Origin of the sequence: Pseudoduganella buxea, from assembly GCF_009720835.1 — a bacterium.
Taxonomy (GTDB): domain Bacteria; phylum Pseudomonadota; class Gammaproteobacteria; order Burkholderiales; family Burkholderiaceae_D; genus Rugamonas; species Rugamonas buxea.
In genome coordinates this window covers 54854-74789 of record NZ_WNKZ01000018.1, presented here as the reverse complement: position 1 = coordinate 74789, position 19936 = coordinate 54854, and the positions used below count along the sequence as shown (strand labels likewise).

The window sequence follows — 19936 nt, the reverse complement described above, 5'->3', positions numbered from 1 at the left end:
GGGGCACCGCCGGCGACGGCGGCAGCGGTGGCGGCGGACGACAACGACGGCGATGGCGGCGGCGACTGCGCCGATGCCCCGGCCCAGCGTCGCGCCTTGCTGGCGAAAATGCTGGAAGAACTGGCCACGTTGCCGGAGGCCCTGCTGGCGCGGGTGCGTCCAGCAGGCTCGGTCCGCGACGCGACGTCCCCCACGGCGCCCGCCGTCGCGGAAGAACCATCAATCAATGAATCAATCAATCAATCATTAACCCGATAAACAAGGTTCACCATCAATGACCATCCTGTTTGAAGAATTCGTCCAGCCGGACGCGGAGCAAGTCGAGCCGCTGCGCACTGCCCTGAAGGCGTTCAACGAGTCCGCCATCGGCGAGTACGGGGCCACCACGATCATGGTCGCGGCCCATGGCGACGACGGCAAGCTGCTGGGCGCGGTGCACGGCTGGCTGCAGTTCGGCTGGCTGTACGTAAACATGCTGTGGGTGGACGACGCACAGCGCCGTCGCCGCATCGGCACGACGCTGCTGGAGCGGATCGAGGCCTTTGCCGCGGCCCGCGGCGTCTGCCGCAGCCGCTTGGCCACCTCCGATTTCCAGCCCGGCTACGCCTTGTACCGCCGGCGTGGCTATGAGACCTACGCGACGATACCGATCATGCCGGACGAAGCGGGGGTCGACAGCCACGTCGAATACCTGATGTGGAAACACTGGTCGGTGGATGCGCCCGGGGCCGGGCGCGAAACGGGCCGCTGAGGCGCGGCATGCGCCGCCACCGGCGCATGCCATGTACCGCGAAAACGACGTCCTACAGGAACAAGAATGACTGCCTTCCTTATCTCCTTGCTGATCTTCCTGCTGATCCCGACCCTGCTCAGCAGATTTTTCAACATCAACAAGCTGCTGCCGCTGGTCTTCCTGCAGTTGGCCTTCGGCTTCGCGCTCAAGCTCAGCGGCGCGGTCGAATGGCTGCAGGCACGCCAGATCGATTGGAGCAGCGGTACCCTTGCCAGTTCGCTCGAAGGCCTGGGCTGGCTGGGCGTCGTCATGCTGGTGGCCACGGCCGGCTCCGAATCGGTGCCCCGGGTGTCCGGGCGGGACCGCTGGCAGGTCCTGGCGATCAGCATCGCCGGCTTTGCCGGCACCTGCCTGCTGGGCACGGCCCTCGGTTTCGCGCTGGCACAGCTGTATCCGCAGGCCGTGGGGCCGGCGGCCCGGCCATGGGTGTTTGCATCCTCGATCGGCCTGGCCCTGTCCGTCACGGCGCTGCCCGTGCTGGCCGCCATCGTGCGACAGGGCGGCATCGCCCACACGTCGATCGGCAAGATGGCGATGAGTTGCGCGGTACTGGACGACCTGTGGCTGTGGCTGGGGATGGCCGTCATCCTGTCGTTCGGCAGGGCGGCGGCGGGCATTCCATGGCAGCTGTTCGGCGGCCTGTGCGTGTACCTGGCCGTCATGGCCGGTGCGGTCAGGCCCGCGCTGCGCCGGTATTTCGATGCCCGCGCCAATCCGGCCGACGCGGACAGCTTTATCGTCGTGGTCAGCGTCATCCTGCTGTCGGCCGTCGCCACGGGCATCATCGGCCTGCATTCGATCTTCGGCGCCTTCGTCGCCGGCGCCATCCTGCCGAAGGCGGCCGTCAACGCCTGCCGCAGCTACCTGGACCAGGTGACCCACGTACTGCTGCTGCCGCCGTTCTTCATCCTGACGGGCCTGCGCCTGAGCATCGACCTGCACAGTCCCCAGTTCTGGGAACAGGTCGTGCTGGTGACGTCGGTGGCGATCCTGGGCAAGATGGTGATGGTGGCCATCACGGCACGCCTGGGTGGCCTGCGCTGGCGTCAGAGCCTGGCCATGGGGAGCCTGATGCAGTGCAAGGGCCTGATGGAACTGATCGCCATCAATATCCTGCTCGACGCCGGCATCCTGGGCAGGGAGTTGTTCTCCGCCCTGGCAACGATGGCGCTGATCTCGACCTTCATTACCTTGCCGCTGAGCCGTTTACTGCTGGACCGGCGCGCGCACGAACCGGTCGTGCTGGGCAGCCCGCGCGAAGTGCTCTCGCCCGGTCCGCGCTAGCCCATCGGGCGGGGCCCGGCCTGGCGTGGCTGTCGTCAGTCCGGCCCCGCCACGGTCGTCGTCATCACGGCCGCCTGCGCCACCGCGCCATCGAAATCGCTTTCCGCACGCGCCAGCGAAACCCGGGCCGGCTCGGCCAGGCCGTCGACGATGACGGCGCGGTTTCGCCCGTGCGACTTGGCGTGGTACAGCGCCATGTCGGCCAGCTGCACTGCCTTTTCCCAGCCGAACTGGGATTCCGGGAAATCGCAGAACGGCATCGGCACCGTGCCGGCGCTGATCTTCACGGGCACCTGCACGTCGCCGCAATCGACCGGCTTGGCACCCACGCCGTGCAGCAGGCGCTCCAGCATCGGCTGCAGCTGGCCGGCCGGCATCGATGGCGAGAAGATCAGGAACTCCTCGCCACCCCAGCGCAGCACCATGTCGGTGCCGCGCACGGCGTCCGTCAGGCGGCGCGCCACCTCGACCAGGGTGCGGTCGCCCACCACGTGGCCCCAGCGGTCGTTGATCTGCTTGAAGTGGTCGATGTCGATCAAGGTGATGGCATCGACGCCGGCCGCGCGCATCTGGCGCCGCTCCGCTTCGGCCATGCCGGCCCGGCCCTGCATCCGGTCCAGGAAGAAGCGGCGGTTGTACAGGCCCGTCAGCGGATCGCGGGTGGCGTGGAATTCCAGTCGCGCGTTCAGCCGTTCCAGCTCGGCGTTGGCGCCCCGGGCGCGGCGATACTGGATGTAGACGAAGACACCGGCTGCCAGCAACAGCGCGGCGCACAGGCCGATGATCCACTGTTCCTGGCGCTTGCCGCTGATGACGGCGTCCTTCAGCTGGTTGTCGCGTGCCAGCTGGTCGATCTGGCGCTGGCGCCGGTCCGCCTCGAATTTTTCCTGCAGGGCGGCGACGGCCTGGTCGCGCTCCGAGCGCAGCATGCCGCTTTGCACCGCCTGCTGTTCGCGTACGTAGGCCAGCGCCTCGCGCGTGCGGCCGGCGCTTTCGAACATGCGGCTGGTCTCGTCCAGCATGTTGACCAGGTCACCGGTTGCCTTGGCCGCGCGCAGCGCTGCGATGACCTCGTGTACGTACGGCTCGGCCGCATCGATCCGGCCTTGCCCGCCCAGGGCGAAGCCCAGGTTGGCCTTGGCCATCATCGTTGCGCCTGCGTCGTTCACCTGCAGCGACTTGACCAGGGCCTTGCGCGCCGCCGTCTCGGCCTTGGCGTATTCCTTGCCGTGCAGGTAGTGGTCGGCGATATTGCCGAGGATCGAGGCTTCCATCGTGGCCAGGCCGGCTTCCTCGGCCGTCGCCAGCGCCGCTTCGAAGGCGGCCAGGCCCTCGGCGTTGCGGCCCAGGACGACGTAAGCGCAGCCCTGGGCGAAGATCAGCCGGGCCTTGAAGCGCGGCGGCATCGTGCCGCGGTAGGCCTGCAGCGCCGCCGTTGCCATCTCCAGCCCCTTTTCGGCGTTCTTCATGTTGATGTACAGCCGGCTGATCAGCGCGATGGTGTCCAGGCGCGAGCGCAGAGTGGCTGCGCCACTGCCTTCGGCCAGCTTCAGCGCGTTCAGGTAATGCCCCAATGCCTTGTCGAACTGGGTGGTGTCGTTGTAGGCCAGGCCGTAGGCGATGTCGAGCCGGGTCTGCAGGGCCGGGTCCGGATGCGCGCCGATCTCGGGCCGCAGCGCGTCCAGCGCCGCCAGCGCCTGCATTGGCTTGCCCTGGTCCATCAGGCGGTCGACGCGCCCCAGCCGGGCCAGCGCCACGGTGCCGGCGTCGCCGTTGGCCTTGGCCAGCTCGCGCAGGCTTTCCAGGGTCTCGTAGGCCTCGTCCAGCTGGCCGGCGTCGCTCTGCAAGGTATGCCGGGCCAGCAGCAGCTCGCGGTGGACGCGGTAGGGCATATTGTCCGGCAGGCCGGCGCGCACCGCTTCGAGCCGTTTCGCGGCGGCCTGGTTGGCGCTGTAGGACAGTTCGACGATGGCGCGCAGCTCGGCCAGGATCGCGGCCTCGTCGGCGCGCACGGCGGGCGCGTGCAGTGCCGCAGCCAGCAGGACAGTGCCCGCCAGCATGCTGGCCCGGCGCGGGGCGAAGGAAGACAATACGTTCATGGCAGGGGGCGCCGGCAGCGGCCAAGGCGCGATTCGGGTGTGCCGCGCCGTGGGCGCGATCTGGATGCCGGGCGATGGAACATCGGGCGACAGTGCAAACCGTGGCTGGGTCGGGGCGGCGGCATGTCAAACAGTATGAATAATTGCCACTCGGAAATCAAGCAGTGATTGCCGTTGCGCCGGGCCGGGCGCCATCCGCAGGCGTGCGGCGCAACGCAATGCTGCTAAACTTATCGATAAGACAAAGACCGGAGTTCGAGATGAGCACGATTCCCCGCAGCCGCCTCACCCGTCGTGCCGCCCTGTATGCCGTGGCGGCGGTCCTCGCTTTTGCCACGGCCCCGGGCCTGGCGCAGGAACCGCAGTCGCTGGCCGACGCCCAGGAAGCCGCCGAGCGCTGGCTGGCCCAGGCCGATTCCGGCAATTACGCCGCCACCTGGCGCGACGCGGCCGGCCCCTTCCGCAGCGTCGTCACGCAGGCCCAGTGGGAAGCCAGCATGCGCGCCGTGCGCACGCCACTGGGCGCGGCCGGTGAACGGGCCCTGCAGTCGGCCACCTTCCAGCGCACCTTGCCGGGCGCGCCGGACGGCCAGTACGTGGTGCTGCAATACAGCACCCAGTTCGCCAACAAGGAAAGCGCCGTCGAGACGATCACGCCGATGCTGGACCAGGATGGCAGCTGGCGCGTGTCCGGCTACCAGATCCGCTGAAGCGATGCCGTCAGCTTAGGCGCAGGGGCAGGCTGCGCAGCCTTTGCCCCGTCAGCTTGAAGACGGCGTTGGCCACCGCCGGCGCCACCGGCGGCACGCCCGGCTCGCCGACGCCCTCGGGCGGCTCGCTGCTCAGGCTGATGACGGTTTCCACCCGCGGCGCCTGGGGCATGCGCAGCACGGGGTAGTCGCCGAAATTGCCCTGGTCGATCTTGCCGCCGGTGACGGTGATCTCGCCCGCCAGCGCGGCCGACAGGCCGAAGATGACGGAGGACTCCATCTGCTGCGCCACCAGGTTGGGATTGACGGCGATGCCGCAGTCGATCGCGCAGACGACGCGGTGCACGCGGATTTCGCCGCCCTCCACCGACACTTCGGCCACCTGCGCCACGATCGAGCCGTAACTCTGGTGCAGCGCCACGCCATGGGCCCGGCCCGGCGGCGCGCTGCCGGCACGGCGCACGGCGGCATCGAGCACGGCCAGCTGGCGCGGATGCCCGGCCAGCATGTCGCGGCGCAGGGCCACCGGGTCCTTGCCGGCCGCATGGGCCAGTTCGTCGACGAAGCTCTCCTTGAAGAAGGCATTCTGCGAATGGCCCACGGAACGCCAGTTCCCCAGCGGGACGGCGCTGTCGATGGCACTGTGGGCGATACGCTGGTGGGCGATGGCGTACTGCATGTCGTAGCCTCCTTCGACGGTGGTCTTGTCCGGCCCCGCCGCCGGCAGCCCCAGGTTGCGGCGCACGAACTGGTGACCCAGGGCGCCGCTGGCCCCGCGGCTGCTCCACGACCGGATCGTGCCGGTGCCATCGAGCGTGCCTTCCAGCCGCGCCAGCGCGGCCGGGCGGTACACGTCGTGCATGATATCGTCCTCGCGCGACCAGATCACCTGCACCGGGCGGCCCTGGCACTGCAGGGCGATGGCCACGGCCTGGGCCACCATGTCGACTTCCAGCCGGCGCCCGAAGCCGCCGCCGATCAGGTGTTCGTGCAGCTCGACGTCGGCCACGGCCACGCCGGCCACCTTCGCGGCGATGTCGACGGCGATGGTGGGCACCTGGGTGGACAGCCACAGCCGCACCTTGCCGCCGCTGACCTGGGCCGTGCAGTTGACCGGCTCCATCGCCGCATGGGCCAGCAGTGGCGCACGGTACTCGGCCCGGATCACCTTCGCGCCCTCATGGGCCGCCGCGATATCGCCGCGGCTGTGGTACACGTGCTCGTCGTCGCCGTCGAGCGCGGCCGCCATCTGTTCGAACAGCGTCGCGGTGGACAGCGCCGCGTGCGGCCCTTCATCCCAGCGGATCGACAGCGCCGCGGCGGCCTGGCGCGCCTGCCAGAAGGTGTGCGCCACGACGGCGACGCCGGCCTGGGCACCGGTCTGGCCCTCCAGCGCGCCGGAAAAGTCGATCACGCTCAGCACGCCGGGCATGGCCAGCACCGGCACCGGGCTGACGCCGGCGATGGTGCCGCCGATGGTGGGCGACATCCGCAGCGCCGCGTACACCATGCCTTCGGGGCGCGCGTCGATGCCGAAGCGCGCGCTGCCGTCGACCTTGATGCGGCTGTCGCGGCGCGGCGCGGCATGGCCGATCAGGCGGAACGCGTGCGGCGCCTTCAGCGGCACCTCGACGGGCGTGGCCTGCGCCGCCGCCGCGGCGAAGCTGCCGTAGCTGGCCTTGCGGCCGCTGGCGTCGTGGAACAGGTGGCCGTCCTGCGTGCGCACCTGTCCTGGCGGCACCTGCCATGTGCTGCTGGCGGCGGCGATCAGCAGGCCGCGCGCGGTGGCGCCGGCCTCGCGCATCGGCAGCCACAGGTCCTTGACCGACGAGGAGCCGCCCGTCAGGTTGATGCCCAGTTCGCGCGCCACCTTGGCCAGGGCCCACTGCGTCACGGCGCGGGTGTTGCCCGTGTCGTCCGGGTGGAACGGCAGGTTCTCGCGCATCACGGCCACGTTGGCATAGATCTTGTCGATCGGCGCCTGCAGGATGCGCACCGACGCCAGCGGCACGTCCAGTTCCTCGGCCACCAGCATCGGCAGCGCCGTGCTGACGCCCTGCCCCATTTCGGCGCGCGGCACGACGACGGACACGGTGTTGTCCGGCGCGATGGCGACCCAGCCGTTCAGCGCCACGGCGCCGTCCTGCACGGGCAGCGGCGCCTGGGCCATCAGGCGCTGGCGCGGCGGCGTCACGCCCCAGCCCACCAGCAGGGCGCCGGCCAGGCCGGCACCGCTCAGCAGGAAGCGCCGGCGCGCAGGTTTCTTCGGCGCTGCTGCCGGCTTGACGTGCTCCAGGTCATTCATCGTTATCGTCCCGTTGCTGCCAGCGTTGGAGGATGTCATCCGGCGTCACGGGCCGGCTGTAGTAATAGCCCTGGGCCAGGTTGCAGCCGTGCCGCGCCAGGAAGGCGGCCTGCTGCTCCGTCTCCACCCCTTCGGCGATGACGGACAGGTTCATGCTCTTGCCCAGCTGGATGATGGCGATGACGATGGCCTCGTCATTGGCGTCGGTCGAGATGTCCTTGATGAAGGAACGGTCGATCTTCAGGGTCTGCACCGGCATCTGCTTCAGGTAGGCCAGCGACGAATACCCCGTGCCGAAATCGTCGATCGCCAGCGACACGCCGATGGCGTGCAGGTCGTTGATGAAGGCCAGCGCGTCGCCCGTGTTCATGATGACGGACTCCGTCACCTCCAGCTGCAGCCGGTGCGGCGCCAGCCCCGTCTCGCGCAGGATCTCGCCCACCATGCCGACGATGGTGCCGCGCTCGAACTGGCGCACCGACAGGTTGACGGCGATCTTCGGCACCTCCAGCCCGGCCTCCTGCCAGCGCACCATCTGGCGGCACGCCTCGTGCAGCACCCATTGGCCCAGCTGATTGATGAAGCCCGTGTCCTCGGCCAGCGGAATGAAGCGGAACGGCGGCACCAGGCCCAGTTCCGGGTGGTTCCACCGCACCAGCGCCTCCACCCCCGTCAGGCGGCCCGTGTCGATCTCCACCTGCGGCTGGTAGTGCAGGAAGATCTCGTCCTTCTCGATCGAGCGGCGCAGGTAGGTTTCCAGGTGCAGGCGCGCCACGCCTTCGCCGGACATCTCGGGCGCGTAGAAGCGGTAGCCGTTGCGCCCGCGCGCCTTGGCCTGGTACATGGCCACGTCGGCATTGCGGATCAGGATATTCAGGTCGGCCGCGTCGGCCGGGTACAGGCTGACGCCGGCGCTGCAGGTGACGAACAGCTCGTGCCCCGCCACCAGGAAGGGCTGCTCGAACATCTCGACCAGCTTCTGCGCCACCAGCGAGGCGCCATACTGGCCGTCGATGTCCTCGAGCAGCACGACGAATTCGTCGCCGCCCAGGCGCGCCAGCGTGTCGCCTTCGCGCAGGTGGCTGGCCAGCGCGCGCGCCACCTGCTGGAGCAGCTCGTCGCCGACATGGTGGCCCAGGGTGTCGTTGACGTTCTTGAAGCGGTCCAGGTCGATGAACAGCAGGGCCAGTTGCTCGCCGGCGCGGCCGGCCCTGTCAATGGCGTGCTGCAGGCGGTCGTTGAACAGCGAGCGGTTCGGCAGTTGCGTCAGCGGATCGTGGTGCGCCATGTGATCGAGCTTGTCCTGCGACTGCTTGAGCTGCGTGATGTCGCTGAAGACGCCGACGTAGTGCGTGACGGTGCCGGCCGCGTCCCGCACGGCCGTCAGGGTCAGCTCTTCCAGGAATTCCTCGCCGTTCTTGCGCACGCACCACAGTTCGCCGCGCCAGTAGCCCGATTCGACCAGCTCGCCCCACAGCCGGGGACCGGGGGTGTCGTCATGCCGACTCGAACGCGTCAGGCCCAGGTCGTGGCCCAGCGCCTCGCCCTCGGTGTAACCGGTGATCTGCGTGAAGGCGGGATTGACGGCGACGATGGTGCCGCCCGCGTCGACCACCATCACGGCGTCGCCGATATGTTCCAGCACCGTGGCGGACAGGCGCAGTTTTTCCTCCGCCTCCTTGCGTTCGGTGACGTCCGCATACACCCAGATGCTGCCGTCGTGCGGGTGCTTCTGGTCGATCGCGCAGCCGCTCACCAGGCACCAGAACAGCGAGCCGTCGCGGCGGCGGTACTGGCGCTCCTCGTTGTAGTACTCGCCCTGGCCCAGGGTGGGATACTGGCGCGCGCCGGCCCGCTCGTAATCCTCGGGGGTGGGGAAGAATATGGCGGTGGACTTGCCCACCATCTCGCCCGGATCGTAGCCGAACAGCTGCTCGCACCGACGGTTGACGGACATGATGGTGCGATGGCGGATGAAGCTGACGCCGAACATGACGTTGTCCAGGATGGCGCTCTGCTCGGCCAGCAGGGCCTCGATACGCACCTCGTTGTCCTTGCGTTCGCTGATATCGGACAGGATGCCGTCGACCCATGGCGTGCCGTCCGCGCCCACCTGCGGCTGGCCCACTTCCTGCACCCAGCGCTGGGTGCCGGTGGCGTCGATGATGCGGTACTCCGTTTCGTAGGGGCGGTGCTCGGCGATGGCCTGGCGTACGGCGTTGCGCTGGAAGCGGCGGTCTTCCGGCGTGACCAGGTTGGCCCACGCGTGGGTCGTGCCGCCCATCAGCTGGGCCGCGCTGTAGCCGGAGATGCCCTCGATGGCATCGCTGACGAATTCGATCGGCCCGTCCGGGCGGTAGCGGAACACGGCACCCGGCACTTGCGTGACGATGGTGCGGAAGCGTTCCTCGCGCAGGCGCACGTCCTCGAACAGGCGGCCGATGGCGTCGCGCGTCAGTTCCAGCTGGCCGGCCAGGCGCCCCAGTTCATCCTCGCCGCGCAGTTCCAGCCGGGTCGTGAAGTCGCCCTGCGACAGGCGCGACGAAAACCGCATCAGCTTGCGCAGGGGCTGGATCACGCGCCGGTTCAGCAGCAGGATGATCAGCATCAGCGACACGGACAGCTGGGCCGCCAGCACGAAGATATGGGAGCGCTGCTTGCTGCGCAGTTCCTGGCGGCTGCGGGCGTCGTCCATCTCGACGACGATGCGGCCGATGCGTTCGCCCCGCACCGACACGTCACGCTCGGCCCGCACCACGTTGCCCAGCGGGCGGGCCGGCGACGTCAGGTGGATGAACGGGCTGTCGGCCTGGCCCGTCACCTGCACCTGCACGACGGAGCGGTCGCGCATCACCGATTCGGCCAGCAGCTGGGCCGAATCGCTGTTCATGTTCCACAGCGATTCCTGCATGCCCAGGGCCAGGATGTCGGCATTGCGCTGCAAGGTTTCGTCCAGCGCCGTGCGCGCGGCCTGGTGCTCGCGCACGCCGATCAGGAGGTAGCTGCCGACAATGGCGGGAATCACCAGGCCGACGAAGACGACCAGCAGCAGCGAGCCATAGATCGACGAGCCGTACAGCGCGGACAGGCGTGCGCGCAGCCGGCTCAGGGGGCTGTTCGGCGGAGTGGTCATGCAGTGGGGCGGCCGGTGGGGGTCGGTGGCATTGCGGGGTTAAAGGTCGAGGTTGTTTTCCTGATGCAATTATGCACGGAAAGCCCTGCCCGAGTCACCCGGATGCGCGCGGCGCGGCGCGTGGCGACAACGGCTGAGCAAGCTGACAAGGCGCCGCTGCCCGGGGCAGCAGGCTGGCGCCGCGCGCGTTCTTGCCGGACTTGCTATGATCCGCACTCTTTCAGAGGAGTTCACCCATGTCGTTTTCCATGCATTCCGCGTCCCTTCCCGTGTTTCGCCAAATCCTCAACAGCCTGACGGCCATCCTGGACAAGGCGGAAAGCCATATCGAAGCGAAGAAGATCGATCCGGCCGCGCTGTTGCAATACCGCCTGTACCCGGACATGCTGCCCTTCATCCGCCAGATCCAGATCGCCACCGACTTCGCCAAGGGCGCGGGCGCCCGCCTGGCCGGCCAGGACGTGCCCGCCTACGAGGACACGGAAAAAACCTTCGCCGACCTGAAGGGCCGCATCGCCAGGACGCTGGCCTTCCTGGACAGCCTGCCGCAGGGCGAGATCGAACACAGCGCCAACCGCGCCATCACCACCGGCAGCGGCGAGAAGACCAAGCACTTCACGGGCCAGACCTACCTGCTGCACTACGCCCTGCCCCACTTCTTCTTCCACGCCACCACGGCCTACGACATCCTGCGCCACAACGGCATCGAGATCGGCAAGAAGGACTTCATCGGCTCCTACTGATCCGCAGGCCGGCAGCGCTGGCCGCGAATCCGGTGTCAGCCACCTGGTTCGCCGGCTGTGGCTGCTCGCAGGAAACCAGTTGCCTTGAAACCGGCCGGTCCGCCGCAGCGGTCTGACACCGGTTTAGAAGCAGGATGTTTTCGGCGGACAATGGATTCAGGTGGCTGACACCGGATGCAAGGCTGGCGTCAGCCGTTGCGGCGGGGATAGCCCTGGGCCGTGATGCGCTGCCAGACGAGCTCCTTTTGCTCCGGGCTCATCGACACCCAGTGCGCCACTTCCATATAGGTGCGCCCGCAGCCGCGGCAGATGTCGTCGAAGGTGGTCGAGCAGACCGCCACGCAAGGGGTGTCCGGACGCTCGGGCAGGTCGCCGTCGGATAGCTCTTTGCCGGCCATCAATGCCCCTGCGGGAACAGCTTGTCCCAGCCTTCGTGACCCAGCTGTTCCATCGTTTCGATATTCTTCTCGAAGATTTCCTCCGCCTCCGGGAAGGCGGCGACGGCACGTTCGACGCTTTCCTCGCGCAGCAGATGCAAGGTCGGGTATGGCGAGCGGTTGGTGTAGTTGCCGATGTCGTTCTTGTCCGTGTCGGCGAACTGATAGTCCGGGTGGAAGCTGGCGACCTGCAGCTCGCCTACCAGGTCCATATCCTCCAGCGCCGCGTCGGCAACGTCGAGGAACTCATTGTAGTCCTCGAAGTCTGACAGTACGGATGGGTGAATGATCAAGGTCGTGTCCACCTGTTCAGCCGGCGTGTCGGCCAGCCTTTGCAGCTCGTCCATCAACAGTTCCAGCAGCTCTTCCGGCGTGGTGGCGTCCGAGACGACGTAGCGGATCTGCTTCTTGACGTGGACGGCCTTGGCGAAGGGGCACAGGTTCAGGCCGATGACGGCCTTTTCCAGCCAGTCCTGGGTGGCGGCGATGGCGGCGGCGTGGTCCACGGCGGGGGTGCTCATAAGAAACTTCCTTGATCTAAGATGCGAACCCGCATTTTACGCAATCGCTGTCGCTTCTGCCATTTTCCGTCATCTCTAGTTATTTCGCGCACATCTTTACGGTATAAAACGACAAGTCTCCCGACCATCTTATTTGTAACCGTGCCGACATATTTCTTGACGGCGACCCGACAAGGCCCGTAGACTCCACGTTTAAATTGGTAGTCTGTCCGGTTAGCTCTGCAGTGAATCAGCCTCGCCTTCACTCGCGGAACCAGCCGATCTTCATTTGACGACAACAATGGAAAGCTATGCGAACTAAGTACACCCCACTGCTGGCGGCGCTGATTCTCGCGGCTCCGGCGATCTGCGGGGCGGTCGAATCCGCCACCTCCCAGCCGCCGGTCGCGCTGTCCTCCGCCGCAAAGGCGCCCGCAACGGAAGTTGCCACCTCTTTCGCCTCCCCTTCCAAGAACGTTATCAAGGCCGCACCGTCGGAAGAGGCCTTCCGCGAAACGGATGTGTGGAACCGCATCCGCTCCGGTTATGCCATTCCCGACCTGAACAATTCCCTCGTGGCCCGTCATGCCAGCTGGTATGCCGAGCGCCCCGATCATATGGCGCGCTCGTCGGCGCGGGCCTCGCTGTACCTGTTCCACGTGGTCTCGGAACTGGAAAAGCGCAATATGCCCACGGAACTGGCCTTGCTGCCCTTCGTCGAATCGGCCTTCAACCCGCAGGCGCTGTCATCGGCCAATGCCGCAGGCCTGTGGCAGTTCGTGCCCGGCACGGGCCGCGACTTCAACCTGAAGCAGAATGCCTTCAAGGACGACCGCCGTTCCGTGCTGGCGTCGACCGACGCGGCCCTGACCTACCTGCAGCGCCTGTATGACATGTTCGGCGACTGGCAACTGGCGCTGGCGGCCTACAACTGGGGCGAAGGCTCGGTGCAGAAGGCCATCGCCAAGAATCGCGCCGCCGGCAAGCCCACCGATTTCGAGGGTCTGTCCGCACTGATGCCGGCCGAGACGCGCAACTACGTGCCGAAGCTGCAGGCGCTGAAGAACGTCGTGGCCAATCCGGCCCGCTATGGCCTGACGCTGCCGCAGATCCAGAACGAGGCCTATTTCACGGCCGTCGACAAGACCAGCGATATCGACCTGACCATCGCCGCCCAGCTGGCCGAATTGTCGGTGGACGAATTCAAGGCCTTGAATCCGCAGTTCAATCGCCCGGTCATCACGGGCGGCGAGCAGACCCAGATCCTGCTGCCGAAGGAAAACGCGGAGAAATTCCACCTGAACCTGGCCCAGTGGGGCCGCGCCCTGTCGACGTGGACCACGCACAAGGTGACGGGCGCACGGGAGAGCATCGCCTCGCTGGCGTCGAAATTCCGCACGACGCCGGATGTGATTCGCCAGGCCAACAATATTCCGTCGCGCGGCGTGCTGAAAGCCGGCTCCACCATCCTGGTGCCGAAACTGTCCACCAGCGCCAACCTGGATATTCCCGTCGAGATCGCGGAAAACGCCACTGTCGCCCTCGACACGGCCGAGCGCGCCGCACCGCGCAGCAATTACAAACGCGCCAGCGCCAGCGCCGGCAAGGGGAAGTCGCCCATCAAGCTGGTCAAGGCACGGGTGTCGCGCAGCGAGGCGGCCAAGTCGTCCAAGCGCAGGACCCGCAACTGAGCCGCCGCCAAGCCGCGAATGCTCCAGGGAGCCGCGCCGCCTTCGGGCCGCGCGGCTTTTTCACGTGGCGCCCAGGGCACGGGCGGCTTGCAGCCCCGCAGTGACATGAGCAAGCTTGCAGCCATGCCGTTCAGACCCTACAATCTCGGACTTGCGGTAGCGGGACCAGCGCTTGTCGGGCCGCCTCCACCAACAGAACAACAACCAACACTGACGGCGCCGCCACCACCCGGGCACCGTAGGCAACTGGAGTAATCATGGCTTTCTTGCAAGGCAAAAAAATCCTCATCACCGGCCTGCTGTCGAACCGTTCGATCGCTTACGGCATCGCCAAGGCATGCCAGCGCGAAGGCGCGGAGCTGGCGTTCACCTACGTGGGCGAGCGCTTCAAGGATCGCATCACCGATTTCGCCGCCGAGTTCGGCAGCAAGCTGGTGTTCGACTGCGACGTCGGCAGCGACGAGCAGATCGAGGCGCTGTTCGCCGACCTGGGCAAGGAATGGCAGCAGCTGGACGGCCTGGTGCACGCCATCGGCTTTGCCCCGCGCGAAGCGATCGCCGGCGAGTTCCTGGATGGCCTGTCGCGCGAGAACTTCCGCATCGCCCATGACATCTCCGCCTACAGCTTCCCGGCCATGGCCAAGGCCGCGCTGCCCCTGCTGAAGGAAGGCTCGTCGCTGCTGACCCTGTCCTACCTGGGTGCCGTGCGCGCCATCCCCTACTACAACACGATGGGCCTGGCCAAGGCCTCGCTGGAAGCGTCGGTACGCTACCTGGCGGAAAACCTGGGCCAGAAGGGCATCCGCTCGAACGGCATTTCCGCCGGTCCCATCAAGACGCTGGCCGCGTCCGGCATCAAGGACTTCGGCAAGCTGCTGGGCTTTGCCGCCAGCCACGCGCCGCTGCGCCGCAACGTGACGATCGAGGAAGTGGGCAATACGGCCGCCTTCCTGCTGTCCGACCTGGCATCGGGCATCACGGGCGACATCATCTACGTGGACGGCGGCTTCTCGCACGTGATGGGCCTGAACGCCACGGATTACCAATAACACCGCCCCATTCGGCCGGCTTGCCCCTTTCGGGGCACGCACGCAATAGATAAGTGTGCAGAGTCGGCCGATATCGGTTATAGTGTTGTTTGTGCGCTGCAACAGGCAGCACGCAAAAACAAAAACAAAGCACTTACAAAAGCAGCATCGCAAGCCTTCGCGCATTGGTGTACCGGATTTCCACCGAGACTTCCGACATTCAATTGGCGCTTATAAAAAGCCCCCCGCCCCAGCGTGTCGCAATCTGACACCGTCCCGGCGCAAAGCTTTTGTGCCGAAATTTCTATTCTTGCTGTCTAGAGTCATTTCGTTTGGTTGGCGTTGCTATGTTGCGTTCCGCGTTTGCGCGAACGCTGATTTTTACGAAAGATATACATGAGTTTTGAAACACTTGGCCTGAACCCGTCCATCCTGAAAGCCCTGACTGACGCCGGCTACACCGCGCCGACCCCCGTGCAAGAGCAGGCCGTTCCGGCCGCCATCGCCGGCAAGGATCTGCTGGTATCGTCGCAAACGGGCTCGGGCAAGACGGCGGCCTTCATGCTGCCTTCGCTGCACCGCCTCGCCGAAATCGAGCCGGAAGCGGCCGGCCGCACGCCGAACCAGGAAAAGCAGGCCGCTTCCGCACGCGGCGAGCGCCCACGCTTCAAGGCAGCCCAGCCAAAAATGCTGGTGCTGACCCCGACCCGCGAACTGGCCTTGCAGGTCACCACGAATACCGACAAATACAGCGTCAACCTGCGCCGCATCAAGGCCGTGTCGATCCTGGGCGGCATGCCTTACCCGAAGCAGATGCAACTGCTGTCGCGCAATCCTGAAATCATCGTCGCCACGCCTGGCCGCCTGATCGACCATATGGAATCGGGCAAGATCGACTTCTCCCAGCTGCAGATCCTCGTGCTGGACGAAGCCGACCGCATGCTCGACATGGGTTTCATCGACGATATCGAGAAGATCGTTGCCGCTACCCCGGCCAACCGCCAGACCATGCTGTTCTCGGCCACGCTGGACGGCGTCGTCGGCAATATGGCGCGCCGTATCACGAAGGACCCGATGGTCATCCAGATCATGCAGGCCGCCAACAAGCATGAGAACATCACGCAGCGCGTGCACTTCGTCGACGACCTGTCGCACAAGAACCGCCTGCTCGATCACCTGCTGCGCGACGAGTCGCTGGACCAGGCCGTCGTCTTCACCGCCACCAAGCGTGACGCCGACACCATCGCCGACCGCCTGAACATCGCCGGTTTCTCGGCCGCCGCACTGCATGGCGACATGCACCAGGGCGCCCGTAACCGTACGCTCGACAGCATGCGCCGCGGCAGCGTCAAGGTGCTGGTCGCAACGGACGTGGCAGCGCGCGGCATCGACGTGCCAACCATCACGCACGTGTTCAACTACGACCTGCCGAAGTTCCCGGAAGACTATGTGCACCGTATCGGCCGCACCGGTCGTGCCGGCCGCAACGGTCACGCCATCTCGCTGGTGAACCACGCCGAAGGCATGAACGTCAAGCGCATCGAGCGTTTCACCAAGCAGACGATTCCCGTCAACGTGGTGGAAGGTTTCGAGCCGAAGCGCACGGCGCCACCGCGCTCGGCTGCCCGTCCAGGCTGGAAGCCAGGCGAAGGCCGTGGCCCGAAGCCAGGCCAGCGCAGCTTCAGCAAGCCCGGTGCACCGCGTGATGGCGCGCCGCGCGAAGGCGGTCACTTCCGCAGCGAAGGCGCGCCCTTCCGCAGCGCCGAAGGCACCACCTTCCGCAAGGAAGGCGGCGGCTTCCGTCGCGACAGCGCACCGCGTTCCGACGCACCGCGCCGTCCTTGGGGCGAACGCTGATCCGATAGCCTAGATCGATGCATGAAACGCCGGGTGGAAGCCCGGCGTTTTTTTTGTCATTACCGACAAAGGACATGGCTGCAGGAATTGGGGCCCAATGGGATGCGCTGCCCACTTCTGAGATCTCCCAAGCGATTGTTCGCCAGATAATTTCCTCTGTAGCCGGTGTACCGCCCGGCAACCAGGCCATACACCTGGTTGCCATCGATGCGGCTGTCAAGGACGAGAGACTCGGAGGCCACGATACCTGACTCGGGTTCGATACGCCCTTCGTTATGGCCCGCCTGACTGTTCGAAATGATGGAGCGCGTTACATAAAATCCACCACCGCGATTGCCGATGGCCTTGCAATTCGTGATGAGACCGTATGGCCCCGCAACCATACCGCTGCCGCCATTCAAGGCGGTGACGACATCGCTGACCGTCGCAAAGGCATCGAGGTAGATACCATCTGCGTTCACGTCCCGAATCGTGCCGTTCTTCACGACCGTCATGTTGTCGCCATCGTTACGATAAGCAATACCAAAACCGGCATTGTGCATGCCGAAGATCGTAAAGCCGTTCAGATCGAGTGTCACATGAGCGGACGCCACCAGTACAGCGCCGGCGCTCGGCACTGTCACGCGAAGGTCGGATGCGAGCCGGTAGCTGCCGGGCTCCGAGATAGTAACGGGAAAGCCCGGCTCGTCGCCCGGGGTGACGCCACCCTCGAGCGCGCGCGCTTGCGTGATCAGGACGACGCCATCGACGGCGTGCACTGTTCCCGCGGGGCCGGCCAACATCAGGGCGGCGACAAGTGGCATTACACGGATCGGTTTGGAAGCACGGCACATGATCTCTTCCTTTCAATACAACAAAGTGGTTAGCCCGGACATCGTGACGACGATGCGGGTTCACTGGCAGGCGGTGCTCCGCCCGCAAATATTTGCACCGAGTTCCAGCGATGGGCCGACCACGTTACCTGTCTGGTTCAAGTCGATCCGGTTACTCCAGTACGCAACATTGCCATGCGACTCGATGCCTGCTTCCATGTTGCCCTGGATAATACTGTCGCTGATGAGTCCGCCGTAGTGCACTATGCCGGCCCTGCCATTTTCACTGGCGATCGAACGGGTAATCTGGCTGGTCGAGTACAGGAGGAAACCTATGCGGCCGTTCTTGATCGCACGGCTCCGGCTTACACGTCCCTCGGTGATGGCAATGCCGTTGCCGCCGTTCTCCATGCTGGACATTTCATCGACTTCCACCCACCAGCCCAGGGACACGCCGTCGCCGCCCATACTGCGCACAGCGCCGTTGCGTAGCACAACATAGTTGCCGCGATAATTTTCGGCGCCGATTCCTGCCGAGTGACCGCTGTCTTTGCCGGGGCCGAAGATGGTGAAGCCGTTCAGATCCACTTCCACGTGATCGGCGGCCAGTACGATCGCACCTGTTTCACTCGCCGTCACGTGCAGGTTGGATGCAAGGCGGTAGCTGCCGGGTTGGGAAATCGTGACGGGAAAGCCTGGCTCGTCCCCGGGTGTCACCCCGCCGGCAATCGCCCGAGCCTGCGTGATCACGACGACGCCATCGACCGCGCCAGCCCGTTGCGGGCAACTGCAAAGCGCGAGTGCGGCGAATATAGCGAACAAGACGTGCGATGGATTGTTCATGACAGACTCCTTATGTCGCTCGGGTCCAGCAAACCGGTGCGTCTTCCAATGGCCAGCGCCGATCGCCGGGTGTGGACCTGAACAGCCACGCGATTCGACCAAGGGCCCCTGCCTTGCGCTTACGGGCAGGCGGTCGACCCATGGCATAAGTTCGGGCCCAATTCCACAAGAGCCCCGCCGGCCGCGCCTGCGCCGCTGCTGGCGATGACGTTACCCTTGTAACCGCTTGGTCCGCCCAATCCGGCGGGATTCCCGAAAATCCCCCATTCGCGGTTGAACACCAGCACATTATCGCTGACCAGGCTGGAGCCATACTCGATGTAGATACCGCTCGCCCCGTTGACGCCCGCGTGACTATGAATGATCTGTCCGATCAGGATACGGAAACCGTGGCGGCCATTGTCGTTTGCTTCGCAGTTGGTGATGCGCGCTCCCGTCGTCAGGATCATGCCGTCCACGCCATTGTTGCTGCTGCTGACATGATCGATGGTGGCTCCCGAGTCGATGGAGATGCCGTGACCGCCCATATCCCGCACGAAGCCATTCTTGACGATGACGGCTGCGCCGGTCGTCCCGCCGCCGGGATGCCCCTCGATGCCTGCTGCGGTACCGAAGCCCTTGCCCGGGCCGAAGATCGTGAATCCGTTCAGGTCGAGCTCCACGTAGTTGGCCCTCAAGTCCACAGCCGGGATATTCGGCGTTGCCACGCGCAGGTCGGAAGCCAGGCGGTAACTTCCCGGCTCGGAGATCGTGACCGGAAACCCGGGCAGGTCCGCCGGGGTCACGCCACCGGCCAGTGCGCGGGCCTGCGTGATCAGAACCACCCCATCGACGGCGCCGGCGCCCGGCGAGAAAGCCGCCATGCCCAATGCCGCCAGCGTTGCCAGACCCGATATGATGCTGCGCGAAATGTCCATTTGTTGCTCCTTTGCTGTTCATGGTGGAAAAATCAGGATGCGCGGCGCCGCCGCGACCAGACCGCGACGCCGGCGCCGCAACCGGCCAGCAGCAAACAGTCCGTTGCCGGTGCCGGCACCTGGTACACGATGCCGGCCACCTCGTACTGGTAAAGCTGGCCACCGCGGTTGACGGCACCGGTCAGCATGAAGGTGTGCGGGTAGCGGTAGAAAAGGTCGGGAGGGATGGCCGGCAGCGCATCGCTGCGGAACAGCGAGCCCGGGTAGTCCAGCTGCATGTCGAACATCGCATAGGAATTCAGGCCGTCCGGATTGCCGGCTTCGCCGTGCAAGGTGTACTGGTCGCGCACCGGTCCGTCGACGACGCCGATACGGTAGTCGTTGAAGACGAAAACCAGCGGCGTACTGTCGGGGTAGAGCTCGAGCTGCAAGAAGAACGGCGCACCGTCGGTACGGCCATACACGCCGACGCTTGGATCGTCCGGCGCCAGGTCGGGTGCCTCGGTATCGAAGAAAACCCGTCCTATCAGGGCGGTCCCGGGCCCTGGCGTGACCCGGAAGGGACTGGCCGGATCGAACGTCGCCTGCTGGACGGTGCCATAGAAGTTGTAGTGGAACGGAACCGCTTGCGCGCCCGACGCCAGCAGTGCGCCGACGAGCGCGGCCGCACGAAGGATGTGTTTCATTGCTCAGCCCTCCCAGATGGTTGACCCGTTGGAGACGGTATCGGCCAACACTGAACGCAAAGCTCGTACCAACCCGGATTTCCCCTGCGGCGAGCGGC

General features: G+C 66.0%; 17 protein-coding genes. 8 read left to right on the top strand and 9 right to left on the bottom strand.

What is annotated here, in order from left to right; all coding sequences use genetic code 11:
• The 3 genes from GM672_RS09025 to GM672_RS09015 all read left to right on the top strand — a co-directional run.
• Positions 1-258: hypothetical protein (locus GM672_RS09025; protein ID WP_211517342.1), on the top strand; the 258-nt coding region annotated here is incomplete at its 5' end.
• A gap of 16 nt (positions 259-274) precedes the next feature.
• Positions 275-751, top strand: coding sequence for a GNAT family N-acetyltransferase (locus tag GM672_RS09020; protein ID WP_155470196.1), 477 nt, complete (start codon positions 275-277; stop codon positions 749-751).
• Positions 752-817: 66 nt separating this feature from the next.
• The gene (locus GM672_RS09015) at positions 818-2077 is read left to right on the top strand and encodes a cation:proton antiporter (protein ID WP_155470195.1); all 1260 of its coding nucleotides are present in this window, start codon (positions 818-820) and stop codon (positions 2075-2077) included.
• Between the two features lie 35 nt (positions 2078-2112).
• On the opposite strand, the gene GM672_RS09010 is transcribed toward GM672_RS09015, so the two are convergent.
• Positions 2113-4176: a GGDEF domain-containing protein gene (locus GM672_RS09010; protein ID WP_155470194.1), complete on the bottom strand. Its 2064-nt coding sequence runs from the start codon at positions 4174-4176 to the stop codon at positions 2113-2115.
• A gap of 260 nt (positions 4177-4436) precedes the next feature.
• Here GM672_RS09010 and GM672_RS09005 point away from each other — a divergent pair, with 260 nt between their 5' ends.
• A complete protein-coding gene (locus GM672_RS09005) occupies positions 4437-4886 on the top strand; it encodes a DUF4019 domain-containing protein (protein WP_170299990.1) in 450 nt (149 codons plus the stop codon).
• A 10-nt stretch (positions 4887-4896) separates the two neighbouring features.
• Here GM672_RS09005 and GM672_RS09000 read toward each other — a convergent pair whose 3' ends face one another.
• Both GM672_RS09000 and GM672_RS08995 read right to left on the bottom strand, forming a co-directional pair.
• Positions 4897-7191, bottom strand: a complete 2295-nt coding sequence (locus GM672_RS09000) for a xanthine dehydrogenase family protein molybdopterin-binding subunit (RefSeq protein WP_155470192.1) — start codon at positions 7189-7191, stop codon at positions 4897-4899.
• Positions 7184-10324, bottom strand: coding sequence for an EAL domain-containing protein (locus GM672_RS08995; RefSeq protein WP_155470191.1), 3141 nt, complete (start codon positions 10322-10324; stop codon positions 7184-7186). The genes GM672_RS09000 and GM672_RS08995 overlap by 8 nt, the downstream gene beginning before the upstream one ends.
• Before the next feature lie 236 nt (positions 10325-10560).
• Here GM672_RS08995 and GM672_RS08990 point away from each other — a divergent pair, with 236 nt between their 5' ends.
• The gene (locus GM672_RS08990) at positions 10561-11067 is read left to right on the top strand and encodes a DUF1993 domain-containing protein (RefSeq protein ID WP_155470190.1); all 507 of its coding nucleotides are present in this window, start codon (positions 10561-10563) and stop codon (positions 11065-11067) included.
• A gap of 188 nt (positions 11068-11255) precedes the next feature.
• Here GM672_RS08990 and GM672_RS08985 read toward each other — a convergent pair whose 3' ends face one another.
• The gene (locus tag GM672_RS08985) at positions 11256-11465 is read right to left on the bottom strand and encodes a DUF1289 domain-containing protein (protein ID WP_155470189.1); all 210 of its coding nucleotides are present in this window, start codon (positions 11463-11465) and stop codon (positions 11256-11258) included.
• Positions 11465-12025: a DUF1415 domain-containing protein gene (locus tag GM672_RS08980; RefSeq protein WP_155470188.1), complete on the bottom strand. Its 561-nt coding sequence runs from the start codon at positions 12023-12025 to the stop codon at positions 11465-11467. The genes GM672_RS08985 and GM672_RS08980 overlap by 1 nt, the downstream gene beginning before the upstream one ends.
• A 290-nt stretch (positions 12026-12315) precedes the next feature.
• Between GM672_RS08980 and GM672_RS08975 the strand changes: the two genes are divergently transcribed.
• The 3 genes from GM672_RS08975 to GM672_RS08965 all read left to right on the top strand — a co-directional run bounded on the left by GM672_RS08975 (position 12316) and on the right by GM672_RS08965 (position 16580).
• Positions 12316-13695, top strand: a complete 1380-nt coding sequence (locus GM672_RS08975) for a transglycosylase SLT domain-containing protein (protein ID WP_155470187.1) — start codon at positions 12316-12318, stop codon at positions 13693-13695.
• A gap of 257 nt (positions 13696-13952) precedes the next feature.
• Positions 13953-14744, top strand: a complete 792-nt coding sequence (gene fabI, locus GM672_RS08970) for an enoyl-ACP reductase FabI (protein WP_155470186.1) — start codon at positions 13953-13955, stop codon at positions 14742-14744.
• A gap of 375 nt (positions 14745-15119) precedes the next feature.
• Entirely contained in the window at positions 15120-16580 is a 1461-nt protein-coding gene (locus GM672_RS08965; protein ID WP_155470185.1) for a DEAD/DEAH box helicase, read from the top strand.
• A 59-nt stretch (positions 16581-16639) separates the two neighbouring features.
• Here GM672_RS08965 and GM672_RS08960 read toward each other — a convergent pair whose 3' ends face one another.
• The 4 genes from GM672_RS08960 to GM672_RS08945 all read right to left on the bottom strand — a co-directional run bounded on the left by GM672_RS08960 (position 16640) and on the right by GM672_RS08945 (position 19838).
• On the bottom strand, positions 16640-17413 hold the full coding sequence (locus tag GM672_RS08960; RefSeq protein ID WP_155470184.1) for a right-handed parallel beta-helix repeat-containing protein: 774 nt from the start codon (positions 17411-17413) through the stop codon (positions 16640-16642).
• 60 nt (positions 17414-17473) lie between these two features.
• Positions 17474-18235, bottom strand: coding sequence for a right-handed parallel beta-helix repeat-containing protein (locus tag GM672_RS08955; protein WP_155470183.1), 762 nt, complete (start codon positions 18233-18235; stop codon positions 17474-17476).
• Between the two features lie 119 nt (positions 18236-18354).
• The gene (locus GM672_RS08950) at positions 18355-19152 is read right to left on the bottom strand and encodes a right-handed parallel beta-helix repeat-containing protein (protein ID WP_155470182.1); all 798 of its coding nucleotides are present in this window, start codon (positions 19150-19152) and stop codon (positions 18355-18357) included.
• Positions 19153-19184: 32 nt separating this feature from the next.
• Positions 19185-19838 (bottom strand): hypothetical protein, encoded by a 654-nt coding sequence (locus GM672_RS08945; protein ID WP_155470181.1) that lies wholly within the window; start codon positions 19836-19838, stop codon positions 19185-19187.
• Between the last annotated feature and the right edge of the window lie 98 nt (positions 19839-19936).

Coding starts and splice junctions, on each gene's coding strand:
- GM672_RS09015 (WP_155470195.1), top strand. CDS start 818: ATGACTGCCTTCCTTATCTCCTTGCTGATCTTCCTGCTGATCCCGACC.
- GM672_RS08990 (WP_155470190.1), top strand. CDS start 10,561: ATGTCGTTTTCCATGCATTCCGCGTCCCTTCCCGTGTTTCGCCAAATC.
- GM672_RS08950 (WP_155470182.1), bottom strand. CDS start 19,152: ATGGACATTTCGCGCAGCATCATATCGGGTCTGGCAACGCTGGCGGCA.
- GM672_RS08975 (WP_155470187.1), top strand. CDS start 12,316: ATGCGAACTAAGTACACCCCACTGCTGGCGGCGCTGATTCTCGCGGCT.
- fabI (WP_155470186.1), top strand. CDS start 13,953: ATGGCTTTCTTGCAAGGCAAAAAAATCCTCATCACCGGCCTGCTGTCG.
- GM672_RS08985 (WP_155470189.1), bottom strand. CDS start 11,465: ATGGCCGGCAAAGAGCTATCCGACGGCGACCTGCCCGAGCGTCCGGAC.
- GM672_RS08945 (WP_155470181.1), bottom strand. CDS start 19,838: ATGAAACACATCCTTCGTGCGGCCGCGCTCGTCGGCGCACTGCTGGCG.
- GM672_RS08960 (WP_155470184.1), bottom strand. CDS start 17,413: ATGTGCCGTGCTTCCAAACCGATCCGTGTAATGCCACTTGTCGCCGCC.
- GM672_RS09005 (WP_170299990.1), top strand. CDS start 4,437: ATGAGCACGATTCCCCGCAGCCGCCTCACCCGTCGTGCCGCCCTGTAT.
- GM672_RS08995 (WP_155470191.1), bottom strand. CDS start 10,324: ATGACCACTCCGCCGAACAGCCCCCTGAGCCGGCTGCGCGCACGCCTG.
- GM672_RS08980 (WP_155470188.1), bottom strand. CDS start 12,025: ATGAGCACCCCCGCCGTGGACCACGCCGCCGCCATCGCCGCCACCCAG.
- GM672_RS09000 (WP_155470192.1), bottom strand. CDS start 7,191: ATGAATGACCTGGAGCACGTCAAGCCGGCAGCAGCGCCGAAGAAACCT.
- GM672_RS09010 (WP_155470194.1), bottom strand. CDS start 4,176: ATGAACGTATTGTCTTCCTTCGCCCCGCGCCGGGCCAGCATGCTGGCG.
- GM672_RS09020 (WP_155470196.1), top strand. CDS start 275: ATGACCATCCTGTTTGAAGAATTCGTCCAGCCGGACGCGGAGCAAGTC.
- GM672_RS08955 (WP_155470183.1), bottom strand. CDS start 18,235: ATGAACAATCCATCGCACGTCTTGTTCGCTATATTCGCCGCACTCGCG.
- GM672_RS08965 (WP_155470185.1), top strand. CDS start 15,120: ATGAGTTTTGAAACACTTGGCCTGAACCCGTCCATCCTGAAAGCCCTG.